The organism is Parerythrobacter lacustris (assembly GCF_024626475.1).
Lineage (GTDB): Bacteria > Pseudomonadota > Alphaproteobacteria > Sphingomonadales > Sphingomonadaceae > Parerythrobacter_A > Parerythrobacter_A lacustris.
Genome location: NZ_JANKHH010000006.1, coordinates 30,302 through 42,791, shown reverse-complemented (window position 1 = coordinate 42,791; position 12,490 = coordinate 30,302). Strand labels below are relative to the sequence as shown.

The window sequence follows — 12,490 nt, the reverse complement described above, 5'->3', positions numbered from 1 at the left end:
ACCGGCGCGGATCCTGGGGTGGATGCTCGCGCCGGTTTCCCGTTTTTCCGGGCCGACTTTGGACGGATGGCCCGCTTGAAGAGAGTACGATCAGTCCTCCGCGTCAGGGCCTGTCATCATCTCTTCGGCGACCTGGTCGGTGCGGCCGCGAATGGCGGCTTCCAACCGGTCGCACATCTCGGAATTTTCCTTGAGGAAGGTCTTGGCATTCTCGCGACCCTGCCCGATGCGGACGCTGTCGTAGGAGAACCACGAGCCCGATTTCTCGACCAGCCCGGCCTTGACGCCGAGGTCGAGGATTTCGCCGATCTTCGAAATGCCTTCGCCGTACATGATGTCGAATTCGACCTGCTTGAACGGCGGTGCAACCTTGTTCTTCACCACTTTCACGCGGGTGGTGTTGCCGATGATTTCGTCCCGGTCCTTGATCTGACCGGTGCGGCGGATGTCGAGCCGGACCGAAGCGTAGAACTTGAGCGCATTGCCGCCGGTGGTGGTTTCCGGATTGCCGTACATCACCCCGATCTTCATGCGCAGCTGGTTGATGAAGATCACCATGCATTTGGAGCGGTTGATCGAGCCGGTCAGCTTGCGCAGCGACTGGCTCATCAGGCGGGCCTGCAGGCCGACGTGGCTGTCACCCATTTCACCTTCGATTTCCGCCCGCGGGACCAGCGCCGCAACCGAATCGACCACCAGCACGTCGATCGCGTTCGAACGCACCAGCGTATCGGTGATTTCGAGCGCCTGCTCGCCGGTATCAGGCTGCGAAATGATCAGCTCGTCGATATCGACGCCCAGCTTCTTGGCATAGGCCGGATCGAGCGCATGCTCGGCGTCGACGAAGGCCGCCGTGCCGCCGTTCTTCTGCGCTTCTGCGATAACGTGCAGCGCCAGCGTCGTCTTGCCCGAGCTTTCCGGCCCGTAAACCTCGATCACGCGGCCCTTGGGCAGGCCGCCGACCCCCAGCGCGATGTCGAGCCCGAGCGAGCCGGTCGAAATCGTCTCGACCTCCATCGCTTCCTTCTGGCCCAGCTTCATCGCCGATCCCTTGCCGAATGCACGGTCGATCTGGGCGAGCGCCGCATCGAGCGCCTTCTGACGGTCCACGTTCGTTTCCTTACCTTCTACCAGCTTGAGACTTGCTGCCATGACATGGCCTCCATCAGTTGCCTAGGGCGCGTGCCCGACTCTTCAACTGTTGGTGTATGTATCGGGTTTGTTCTCGTAGAACAAGTGGGGAACGAAATTTTTTGCGTTCGGGCCCAGGTGTGACACTGACCCATATGCTCTTCGAAATTTCTCTTTGACTCTTTATTGTCTAATTTCAGTTATTTAGTTAAATCTGACTGATGTCCGGCGAGACTTTCGATTTTCTCGCGCCGACTTGGCCACGACGGGTTCGTATCGGTTTGTTCTCGCTCCAGTTGGGCCATCGCAATGTCTCGGATCGGTTGTCGCAGGAAGGGTCGATAGCAGTTCCCCGCAATGTAGGAAAATGGCCCGAAGCGCACTCCTCAGTCGGCCCGGCCGTCGCTCCGCCTGATCTGCCAGTCGAACAGCCGCGTCTCGCCCGGCTTTACGTCGAGCTCGATGACATAATCGCCATCCTTCAGCCGCGGCTTGACCCGTCCGGTGCGGTATTGCCACTCCCCCGAATAGCCGAGCAACACGCGAACCTTGGCGGTGCGGCTGTTGACGTTGGTCAGCTTGATCCGCATCGCCGCCCATTCGCCTCGCTCGAGCTTGCGCGCCTCTTCCTCGGCCCTGAGCGCGCAGTTCGCCCGCACCATCTGGCTCTGGGCCAGCGGGATTTCGACATCCTGCCCCACCGCATAGTCGCGCAAGGTCTCTTCCGAGATCAACAGCGGCCCGAACGAGCTCGGGTCGAAGATGGTGATCCCGCCATTGGGCAAAGCCGCGCCGAGCCCATGTTTCTCGTCATTCACGGTTTCGAGCTGAAGCGACGTCTCCGCGCCCTCGACCTCGCCCCAGTCGGCATACCAGTCGCCGGTGTAGCATTCGGCGAGATAGACAAATTCGCCCTCCACCCGCTTCTTGTCGAGGAAGGCAACCTGCTTCATGCCCTTTGCGGCGACGGTCACCGCTTCGGGAATGCGATAGAGCTTGAGATCGCCCAGCGCTTCTTCGTCCGCCAACATGGCAACCGAATCCGCCAGATTGACCTCCTGCCTCATGCGCGCGCCCGTCACCATTATCCGCTCGTCCATCATCATCCCGGCAATCATCGGCGCGGCTGGAAGCGGTACGCCATAACCGTCATCGTAGTATGGGATCGGCGATCCGATCGCCGTGCTTCCGATCGGGTAACACGCGAGCTGCAAGGCGCGCCCTTCCGGCGCATCGGCGAGGGTCTCGAAATCGCTGGTCACATTGAGTGTGCCTGCCACCGCCAGCAGCTCGGCATCCTCGAACGATTGCCCGTTGTCGTTGAGGATGGTCAGCCAGCTCATCAGATCGAACAGAACCTTGCCCTTGGCCCCGCCCTCTCCCAGCCGCGCGACATAATGCGCCTGCCAGTCAAAGCCCCAGGCGAGATAGGTCAGCGTGACGGTATAGGTCCCGCCTCGCGCATCGCGGGTGTCGATCGAGAATACCGGCTGCGCCGACAGGCCCTGGGGCACGCGATCGAACGCGAGACCTTCGGGCAGGCCCGAACAGCGCACCGCCTCGAAGCCCTCACCGGTTTGCAACACGATCCCGCCGTCGGCGCGGGTGCGCACGATGGCGCTCTCGCTGATCTCGACTCCGGTGGCCGGATTGGTCCGGGTGATCCGCACCCGGTTCCCCAGCGTCCCGTCGACCAGCGCGGCGGGCGATAGCAGATCGGCGTTGCGGTTTTTCTCGATCGTCCCGCCCGGCAGGCCGGTCACGATCGCGCTGACCGCGACCATGCCTTCGGCCACCCCCTCGAAGCGGATGGTCGATTCGCCCGCCGGGAGTGTGACCGTGCGCTGCTCGCTGATCATCGCGAAGCCCTGCGGCCACTCGCGCTGCAGCGTCTGGCCCTCGCCTCGGTTAGGATCGCGGTAAACCGTCACCGAAACCTTCGCCGGGGCGCTGGCATCGACGGCTTCGCGCGCGTCGGCAGCCGCGCCGAACAGCGCCAGAGGCATGAGCAGGCTGCCGAGCCAGCGCATAGCCCGCCTCAATAACGCGTTGCGAAGGTGACGCGGAATTCGCGTTTGCCGTTGGCGGGGATCGGCACCACCCATTTGCGCCGGTCGGCGTTGAGCTGCGTGCCCGGCTCGTCTTCGGAGACGATGCGGAAGTCGCGGCTCCACCAGCCCCGGTCGAGCCCGGCCTGCACCAGATCGACCTCGACCGGCACCGCCTTGGCGTTGGTGATGGTGTAGCGCATGGTCGTCTGCCAGTAATCGACCGGACGCTCTTCCTCGATCCGGCGGATCTCCTCGCCGTCCTCGATCACGATGTAGCGCGCGGTTTTCTCCCACTCGGCCGCAGTCAGCCGTTCGCGCTTCTCGACCTCGGCCTGGATGAAGATGTCGAACGCGTCGCCGGTGCGCAGCGACAGCTCGCTGCCCATCGGCGTGTGGCCGATGCCGTTCTCGCCGATGAACTGCGGCGAGCCCTTGCTGTCTTTCTGGTAAAACCGCACCGTGCCTGCCGGCAGTGCGTCGCCCAGCCCGCCCTCGCTCGACGAGGAGAAGGCGATCTCGCTCGATACGTTATACGGCCGGTCGTCGCTCGCCATCCAGCCGATCGTGCGGCTGTAGACCTTGCGCGCCTTCACTCCCTGCACGTCGAGAAAGCTGACCTGCTTGGTCTGGGCATTGGCGATCGTCGTGCGCCCGGCGATCGGATAGAGGTAGAACTCGCCCACCTGCTCCCGATTGGCGCTCTGCGTCCCGGCACGGACGAGACCGGGATTGTAATTGCGGCCGCCATTGGGATTGCCGGCGACCAGCAGCGTTTCGGCCTGATTGAAGGTGGTGCCGGTGTTGTTGGTCAGTGTGACCCACCCCTGCATGTCGATCGCGCCCTTGGCCTCGTCATACAGCGCAACGTAATCGGCGCTCCAGCCGAGACCACCGGTGAGATAGCGGATTTGCGTCGGACGGGTGCCCGCGCGGTCGCTCTCGACATTGACCGACAGGGTGGGCCGCGCGCGCAGGTTGGGCGGCACCCGGTCGAACACCACGCGCACCGGCAGGCCATCGTCGCGCAGAACCTCGATCCGATCGCCGATCTGGATGACCACGCCGCCAGCTGTCGAGAGCACCTTGGCCCGCTCACGCGTTTCGGCGCCGGTCGCCGGATTGGTGCGGATCAGCGTGACCGTCTGCCCGATCGCCTTTTCCATCATCTTGGCCGGGGTCAGCAGGTCGAAATCGAAATTCTGTTCGATGATTGCGGTACCGGGCGCAGCGAAACTGAGCGTTTCCGGCCGGATCTGGGCGGACACATCGGGAAACTCCACCCTGCTGCGCCCGCGCTCGTAGGCGATCTGGCGGACGTCCTGCACCAGTGCCTGGCCGTTCTGGTAGATCGTCACCGCGACATCGCCCTGCGCGGTCTCATCGGGATCGGGGACCGACTGCCCGGCAGCCTGCGACCCGATTGCGAGCACCGATCCGATGGCCAGCAGCTTAAGATTGCGCGCGAATTTCGTCATGGTCAGCCCTCCCGACTTGCCCCGTTGTTCACGCACCATGCCAATGCAGCGCGCATGAAAAAAGGGGCGCAGAACCGGTCTGCGCCCCTTTTTCTGAATGTCCGCCGAATGTCAGTTGCGCGGCGGGAAGATTCCCTGCGTCACGATGCAATAGTTGAGCACGAGATAGGGCTGGATATTGTTGAACGGCTGGCTGCCGCCTGCAGTCGAGACCGAAACGGTCGAGGCCGCCATGGTAGCACCCGGGGTCGGCGGATCGGTGTTCTCGTAGGTGTTGCTCACCGCGCGGGCGAACACATTGCCCGTCGGGTTGCCGCTGTCGGCCGTCGCGGTGTTGTTCACATTGATCAACGCCGTGTGGGTGTGTGCCGGCATCTGGGTGGACAGCAGCGTGTTGGTCTCGGTTCCGCCAACTTCGCCCAGAACTCTCGGGGTCAGGCCGGGGCCATTGCCGAAATGCATCGGCACGCGGCCTTGCAGATTGGGGAGCGCGAAAGTCGTCTGTCCATTGCCGCCATAGGTGGTGCCGAGCAGCGAGAACAATGCGGTGTTCGATGCGATCGACAGGATCTGCCCGTTCATCGGCAGGGTGGAGCGGGGGCAGAAGCTGAAGGCCATCGGAGTGATTTCGCCGATATAGGCGTCGGTTCCAGCATGTGCAGGCGCCGTCGGGACGCACAGCGTGATCGCTGCAACACCCGAAGCGAGGGTGGTTTTCGAAAGTTTCATGGCGTGTCTCCAGTCCGTGGAATCTTTGAATTGCGTGCGGCGATTGCCTGGTTCGTCAGGCAATCGGGGGTCAATTGCGCGGTGGGAAAATGCCCTCGGTCGCAATGCAATAGTTCAGTGCGAGGTAGGGCTGCATGTTGTTGAACGGCTGGCTGCCGCCGCTGACACCGACGGTCACGGTCGATGCGGCCATGGTAGCACCCGGGGTCGGCGGGTCGGTGTTTTCGTAAGTGTTGCTGACCGCGCGGGCGAAGACATTACCGGTCGGGTTGCCACTGTCGGCCGTCGCGGTGTTGTTGACGTTGATCAGCGCTGTATGGTTGTGGATCGGCAGTTGGGTGAGCAGCAGAGTGTTGGTCTCGCTGCCGGCTTGCTCGCCAAGACTGCGGAAAGACAGGCCCGGGCCCTGCCCCTGGTGCATCGGCACACGGCCCTGCAGGTTGGGGAGTGCGAAGGTCGTCTGCCCGTTACCGCCATAGGTCGTGCCGATCAGCGCGAACAGCGCGGTGTTCTGCGCAATCGACAGGATCTGCCCGTTCATCTTAGCGGTGCCGCGCGGGCAGAAGTTGTAGCCGCCCGGTGTCACCTCGCCGATATAGGCGTCGATCCCGGCCGAAGCGGGTGTGGCAGCGGCAGCGAGCGCGAATACGGAGCACGCGCCAAAAGCGAATCGGTGTTTCATCGTTTGCCCCCAAGGGATGGTTCGACTGGTTTTTGTTTTTTTCTTCGACCCGCGACGATGGAATACCACAACTCTCGCCAGATTGGAGAGAAATCTTTCCTTATTTCAACTTGGCAGACCGCTGGCCGGCATTGAGGATGGCGGCAACACGGTCGCCGATCTGCTGGACGCTGAACGGCTTGGCGAGAAAATGCATGTTCTCGACGTCGATTTCCTTGCGTAGCTGCTCTTCGGCATAGCCCGACATGAACAGCACGGGCAGGTCGGGGCGCACCTTGCGGATCGCCTTGACCATGCGCGGGCCGCTCATCCCCGGCATGACGACATCCGAAACAATAAGGTCGAACTCCCCGCCATTGGCGACCGCGGCGAGCCCTTCTTCGCCGTCACGGGCAAGGGTGATCTTGTGGCCTGACCGTGCGAGCGCCCGTTCGGCGACGGCGCGCACCATGTCCTCGTCCTCCACCAGCAGGATCCGCGCGCTGCCGAGCCATGTGCTGGCTTCCGGCTCGGCGTCCCGCGCGCTGGCCGGCAGATGTTCTTCGGACACCGGCCCTGAATAGACCGGCAGATAGATGGTGAACCGCGCGCCCTCGATCGTGCCGGAAATCCCCTCCACATTGTCGGCGAAGATATAGCCGCCCGATTGTTTGACGATCCCGTACACTGTGGACAGACCGAGACCGGTGCCCTTGCCCAGTACCTTGGTAGTGAAGAACGGTTCGAATATCTTGCCCAGCTTCTCGGGCGCTATGCCGCCACCGGTGTCCTGTGCGACAATCGCGGTGTACTCGCCCGCCGGAATGATTTCCGAACCCATTGCGCGGACATCGCGCGCCGAGATGCGGCGGGTCGCCAGCGTCAGCTTGCCTCGCCCGTCCCCGCGAGACTGGATCGCATCGCGCGCATTGACCGCCAGGTTGACGATCACCTGCTCGAGCTGCTGCGGGTCTGCCCGGACCGGCCCGAGGTCGCGGTCGTGTCGCACCTTGAGCTCGATATTCTCGCCCAGCAGCCGCTTGAGCAACTGGCTCACCTCGCTCACCACGTCGGGCAGCTGGACAACTTTGGGCTGCAACGTCTGCTGCCGGCTGAAAGCTAGCAATTGCCGCGTCAGGCTCGCCGCACGATTGGAATTGGCGCGAATTTGCTGGATATCGTCGTAGTCGCTGTCACCCGGCGTGTGACGCAGCAACATCAGGTCGCAGTAGCCGATAATCGCGGTCAGGACATTGTTGAAGTCATGCGCCACGCCGCCCGCAAGCTGACCGACCGCCTGCATCTTGGTCGCCTGTGCCACCTGCCGCTTGAGGCGTGTTTCCTCGGTCGAGTCCGACAGGCTGAGGAGCACTGCTGCATCGCCGAGACCGCGCACGCCCGCCAGCCCGAGCGACACAGGATCGTCTGGCGTGTCGCGCAGGCGGATCGCCATGTCGCCGCTCAGTGCGGGTCCCTTGCCGAAGCGTCGCACCGCATCCGCCAATGCGCCCTTGTCTTCGCGCGTCACCAGATCGGACGGGTAAGACGGCATCGCCTGCCCCTCGCGCCCGACCGCCCGTTTGAAGGCCTCGTTGCCGAACAGGAAGCGTCCGTCGCGATCGGTCATCGCGAGCCCTAGCGGCAAAGCGCCGAGCAGGGCCTCGAGCTGCGGAGTCGCGGCAGCCCCCGGCCCATCCGATCCGCTACCGATCCCCGCCCCGCCTTCGAGCAGCAGCATCAGCGAAGGCACTTCGCTTCCCGTACTGGTTGCGACGCCCGATGGTTCTTCCAGCGGCACCTGCACCAGCGTCAACGGCGCGCCCTTGCGCCCCTCGCGTGCGAAAAATATCCGGTCGCGGTCATCGCTTCGCAGGAAAGAGACGAATTCCTGCCCCGCCAGCGTTGCAGTCGGATCGCCCGAGGCGCGCTGGGCGAAGCCTCGTCCTACTGCCCGAACTATCCCGTCCGGACCAACCAACGCGGTCTCGATCCCCGCAACGGACAGCATCCGGCCGAGCGCTCCGCCGACAAGGGCACCGACGGCGTCAGCGTGATTTGCTGCTGCCGCTTCGGAGATGCGCCAGATCAGATAATCCTCGCCCCGCCCGGCCCGTTCAGCGCTGGCGTGCCAGCCGGGCGTGCCATCGCTGCGCAACAGATCGTCGGCCCGCGCAGTCCCGTCGCGCCATGCCTCGCGCGCAGCACGGGTCAGCCGTTCGAGCGATGGCCGGTCGAGCGGCAGGTTGGGAGGTGCCGCAGCGGCTCCGAACCATTCGGCATAGGCGGAATTGGCGCAGGCAAGGCGGTTGGCCCGATCAGTGATGGCAACGGCCAGTCCGGGCTGCTCGATCGCGGTGACGGTGACAGACCAGTCGGGCGGGGCCAGCTCATCGCCCGTGCTGCCGCCCCGCATGCGCGATGCTGCCGAAGCGGCGAGTATGAGGACCACCAGAGCTGCAAAATAGGCAAAGGCGAGCACCGGGGTGCCGGAAATCCACCACAGCAGCGCAGCCGAAGCCACTGCCGCAGCGGCGATCCCCCCGATCAGGCCCGTCTGGCGCTCCCCTTGCGCTTCACCGAGAACGTTCATCCTTCGACCGTTCCGAACCGTTCTTCGCTATGTTCGACGATGCGCTTCAAACGCCGCTTGCGTTTGCGCGCGACCATCACCCGCCACACCCACGACGAGACAAGGTATCCGATGGCAGCCGCCACCACCGACATGACCGCAAGGCCCACCAGCACTGCGGGTGCCGCATCCGACAGGAACCAGCTCACCCAATCGCCCGCCGGTGCGCTGCGCGCCACCATCTCCTGCACGGTGGAGACGTTGGCGTGGAAGCCCATCGCATTGCCGATGAACGCGGAACCGATTAGGATGAGTGGCGTGGTCGCGGGATTGGACAGGAAGGTCATCGCTGCCGCTATCGGGATGTTTCCGCGCCCTGGCACACACATCAGCGCAGCGCCGATGATCTGGATGCCGGGGATCAGCGCGAAAATCCCGACCAGCAATCCCACCGCCACGCCGCGCGGCACCGAGCGCCTGGTGAAGCGCCACAATTCGTGGCGCATGGCGAGCCCGCGCGTCCAGCGGTTGCTCTCCAGCTGGTCGCGCGTCGGCATATTCTTGCGGATCAGGTCCGCGAGGAAAGTCTTGGAACGGGTCTTGCTCATCGCCTTGCGCTCCCCTTGCGCTGCACAATGGCGATAGGCAAGGGGCGCGGAGGGATTTTAGCGGTCGAGTTTGTCGAGCAGTTCATGATTGCCGATGCGATAGACCGAGCCGGATTAACCGCAGCCCAAGCCGAGGCTCGGTCAATCACCCTTTTTCGCGCAGCAGGCGGGCCTTGTCGCGCTTCCAGTCGCGGTCCTTGACGTATTCGCGCTTGTCCTGCGCCTGACGGCCCTTGGCCAGCGCCAGCTCCATCTTGGCCCGGCCCTTGCCGTTGAAATAGATGCTCAGCGGGACCAGAGTCATCCCCTTGCGCTCGACCGCGCCGGTCAGCTTGGCGATCTCGCGCTCGTTCAGCAGCAGCTTGCGCGGGCGCTTGGGTTCGTGGTTCAGGCGGTTGCCGTGGCTGTATTCGGGGACGTTGGCGTTGATCAGCCATACCTGCCCGTCGCGCACCTCGGCATAGCTCTCGGCGATCGACGCCTCGCCGGCGCGCAGGGCCTTGACCTCGGTACCTTGTAGCACGATCCCGGCTTCGTACTTGTCCTCGATATGATAATCGAACCGGGCGCGACGGTTCTCGGCAACGGTCTTCTGCTTGTCGAAGGTCTCTGGTTTGGGGCGTGCCATGGTGGCGGACCATGTAGGGACTCCCCCGCGACAAGGGAAGTGCGCGCACAATCCGCTTGCGTTCGCGCCCTCTCCCGTGGCCAATGCGCCGAGGGGACAGGGAGGGCTCAGGTTATGGGCGAGTCAGTCGAAGGTGCGGTGGAATTCGAGATCGGCGGGGAGATCGTGCCGCCGGGCGAACGGCGGATCGTCGCGATCCCGGTTAGCCAGCAGGTTTCCGGGCTTTCCGCCAACCTCGCCTTGCAGGTAGTCCACGGGGCGCAGCCCGGTCCCGTCGTCTTCGTCAGCGGCGCGATCCACGGGGATGAGATAATCGGCACGGCGGTAATCCAGCGGCTCTCCGCTCGGCTCGATCCGCAGCGGCTGGCGGGCACGGTGATCCTTGCCCCGGCTGTCAATATCTTCGGCTTTCTCCAGCACAGCCGGTACCTGCCCGATCGGCGAGACCTCAACCGCAGCTTCCCCGGCAGCCGAAAGGGGTCGCTGGCAGGACAACTGGCGTGGACTTTCCTCGAGCATGTGATCGGCCGGTGCTCGCTGGGGATCGACATCCATTCCGCCGCGATCCACCGCTACAACCTGCCGCAAATCCGCATTGCCGCCGGCAGCCCTTATCTGGTCGAGCTGGCGATGGCGTTTGGTGCGCCGGTGATCATCGAGAGCCCGCTGCGCGACGGATCGATGCGCGCGCTGGCGCAGGGGCGCGAGGTGCCGATGCTGCTGATGGAAGCCGGCGAGGCTCTGCGGTTCGACCGCCTGTCGATCGATATCGGGGTCAGCGGGGTGTGCCGGGTGCTGGCGCATATCGGGATGATCGAGGCCGACGACGGCTTGTCGCATGTCGGCATCCCCGCTCGCGCCAACAAGTCGAGCTGGGTCCGTGCCCCGCGCGGCGGAGTGACCCACCGCGAACGCAAGTCGGGCGACATCGTCCACAAAGGCGACCTGCTCGCCACCGTGGGCGGGCTGTTCGGCGAGGGCCCGATGGAGATGGTTAGTCCGATCGACGGCATCATCATCGGCCATGCCACCCTGCCGGTGGTCAACCAGGGCGACGCGCTGTTCCACATTGCCGAGGTGGCGCAGCTGGAGCACGCCGGCGAACGGATCGGCTCGATCACCGAAGCAATCCTGGCGAGCGAGCCGGAGGGCCCGGCGCAACCGCTCATGGATGAGGACGAGGTGATTTAGGGTTGTTCGTTCACTAATCGTGGATTGGCACCAAATCGATCGGCGCGCTCGCTCGTGGGAAGCAGCAGGACCAAATACATGAGGGCAACGCCGGTTAGGACGATAATCGTTCCCGGCCAGCCAAAGTCGTTCTTGACAATCCCAGCAATTGCCGGTCCCGCACCCTCAGTTACGGTCGCGAAGCCATAGAATGCAGGAACGGCAACTGCGAACCAGCCACTCCATCCGATATCGTGCAGACGTCGGGCGAACAGTGCAGGAACCGGAATGAAATAGAGAATCGATGCGATGCTAGCAGTCACGGATTGTGCGGTCGAAAAGCCTTGAGCTTCCCCGGTCAACGTTGCGATTGCCGACAGCACCAACCCAGCCAACAAGCTCCCGATCACCATAAAAGTCCAAGCCTCGGTTCGCGTTGCTCGGCCATGAAAAGTCAAGACACCCCGTACGGTGCGGGCGAGATCTGACGGAATGTCGTAGAGCGGGCTTCGATAGGCCATATTCAAACCAGCCCCGCATGCTCCAGCGCTTCATCCACCGCCTTGCGGCTTGCCTCGCTCGCGTTCACCAATGGCAGGCGGACATCGCACTCCAGCCAGTCGTGCACGCGGGTGAGCGCATATTTTACCGGCGCAGGGCTGGCGTCGGAGAACATCGCGTAGTGCAGCGGGAACAGGCGGTCGTTAATCTCGCGCGCCTTGACCAGATCGTTGGCGGCAATCGCTGCGTGGAATTCGGCGCATAGCGCAGGAGCGACGTTGGCGGTCACCGAAATGCACCCGCGCCCGCCCGCCGCCGAGTGCGGCAGCCACAGTTCGTCATTGCCCGACAGCTGGCAGAAATCATGGCCGATGCCCATCCGGTGGTCGGCCACCCGGCTGAGGTCTCCGCTCGCATCCTTGATCGCCACGATCCGGCTCGGATACTGCTGCACCAGCTCGACCACCGTCTCGTCAAGGATATCGGTCACCGTTCGCGCAGGAACGTTGTAAAGCACGATCGGCAAATCGCTGTTTTCCGCCAGAAAGCTGAAATGCGCGATCAGCCCGGCCTGGCTCGGTCGGTTGTAGTAGGGCGCGACGCACAACCCCGCCGCCGCCCCGGCCTTTTTCGAGAAATTCATATGCAGCAGCGCATTGCGCGTATCGTTCGAGCCGCATCCGGCGATCACCGGCACGCGGCCCGCCGCCTGTTCGATGCACACCTCGATCACCCGGTGATGTTCGGCGTTGGACAGCGTAGAGGCCTCGCCCGTCGTGCCGCAGGGCACCAGCGCGCTCGATCCATTGTCGATCTGCCAGTCGACCAGGCGGCGAAAAGCGGCCTCGTCAAACGATCCGTCGCGAAAAGGAGTCACCAGAGCGGGAATCGACCCTGAGAACATTTGCTTATCCCTCGTCAATTGCGCATGGGTTCGGGCAGGAAATCACCCCCCAGCGCGCGTTCA

At 63.8% G+C, this 12,490-nt stretch carries 11 protein-coding genes; 1 reads left to right on the top strand and 10 read right to left on the bottom strand.

Annotated features, from left to right (window positions below; all coding sequences use genetic code 11):
* Positions 1–90: 90 nt before the first annotated feature.
* From recA to smpB, 8 genes are all read right to left on the bottom strand, one after another.
* Positions 91–1,152, bottom strand: coding sequence for a recombinase RecA (recA, locus tag NSO95_RS11340; RefSeq protein ID WP_257596373.1), 1,062 nt, complete (start codon positions 1,150–1,152; stop codon positions 91–93).
* Positions 1,153–1,517: 365 nt separating this feature from the next.
* On the bottom strand, positions 1,518–3,161 hold the full coding sequence (locus tag NSO95_RS11335; RefSeq protein ID WP_257596372.1) for a DUF4139 domain-containing protein: 1,644 nt from the start codon (positions 3,159–3,161) through the stop codon (positions 1,518–1,520).
* 8 nt (positions 3,162–3,169) lie between these two features.
* Positions 3,170–4,657, bottom strand: coding sequence for a DUF4139 domain-containing protein (locus tag NSO95_RS11330; RefSeq protein WP_257596371.1), 1,488 nt, complete (start codon positions 4,655–4,657; stop codon positions 3,170–3,172).
* A 111-nt stretch (positions 4,658–4,768) separates the two neighbouring features.
* Positions 4,769–5,386 (bottom strand): phage tail protein, encoded by a 618-nt coding sequence (locus NSO95_RS11325; RefSeq protein ID WP_257596370.1) that lies wholly within the window; start codon positions 5,384–5,386, stop codon positions 4,769–4,771.
* Between the two features lie 70 nt (positions 5,387–5,456).
* A complete protein-coding gene (locus NSO95_RS11320; protein ID WP_257596369.1) occupies positions 5,457–6,068 on the bottom strand; it encodes a phage tail protein in 612 nt (203 codons plus the stop codon).
* Positions 6,069–6,168: 100 nt separating this feature from the next.
* A complete protein-coding gene (locus tag NSO95_RS11315) occupies positions 6,169–8,637 on the bottom strand; it encodes a hybrid sensor histidine kinase/response regulator (RefSeq protein WP_257596368.1) in 2,469 nt (822 codons plus the stop codon).
* Positions 8,634–9,224 carry a DUF2062 domain-containing protein gene (locus tag NSO95_RS11310; RefSeq protein WP_257596367.1) on the bottom strand — a complete coding sequence of 197 codons (591 nt, stop codon included), beginning with the start codon at positions 9,222–9,224 and terminating at the stop codon, positions 8,634–8,636. Before NSO95_RS11310 ends, NSO95_RS11315 begins: the two co-directional genes overlap by 4 nt.
* 145 nt (positions 9,225–9,369) lie before the next feature.
* Positions 9,370–9,852 carry an SsrA-binding protein SmpB gene (gene smpB, locus NSO95_RS11305; RefSeq protein ID WP_257596366.1) on the bottom strand — a complete coding sequence of 161 codons (483 nt, stop codon included), beginning with the start codon at positions 9,850–9,852 and terminating at the stop codon, positions 9,370–9,372.
* A 114-nt stretch (positions 9,853–9,966) separates the two neighbouring features.
* On the opposite strand from smpB, the gene NSO95_RS11300 reads away from it, so the two are divergent.
* Complete coding sequence (locus NSO95_RS11300) at positions 9,967–11,043, top strand: succinylglutamate desuccinylase/aspartoacylase family protein (protein WP_257596365.1); 1,077 nt, start codon at positions 9,967–9,969, stop codon at positions 11,041–11,043.
* Here NSO95_RS11300 and NSO95_RS11295 read toward each other — a convergent pair.
* Together NSO95_RS11295 and dapA are read right to left on the bottom strand one after the other, a co-directional pair.
* On the bottom strand, positions 11,040–11,543 hold the full coding sequence (locus NSO95_RS11295; RefSeq protein WP_257596364.1) for a DUF805 domain-containing protein: 504 nt from the start codon (positions 11,541–11,543) through the stop codon (positions 11,040–11,042). The two genes, NSO95_RS11300 and NSO95_RS11295, sit on opposite strands and share 4 nt — an antisense overlap.
* Positions 11,544–11,545: 2 nt before the next feature.
* Positions 11,546–12,427 carry a 4-hydroxy-tetrahydrodipicolinate synthase gene (dapA, locus tag NSO95_RS11290; protein WP_257596363.1) on the bottom strand — a complete coding sequence of 294 codons (882 nt, stop codon included), beginning with the start codon at positions 12,425–12,427 and terminating at the stop codon, positions 11,546–11,548.
* Positions 12,428–12,490 lie beyond the last annotated feature (63 nt).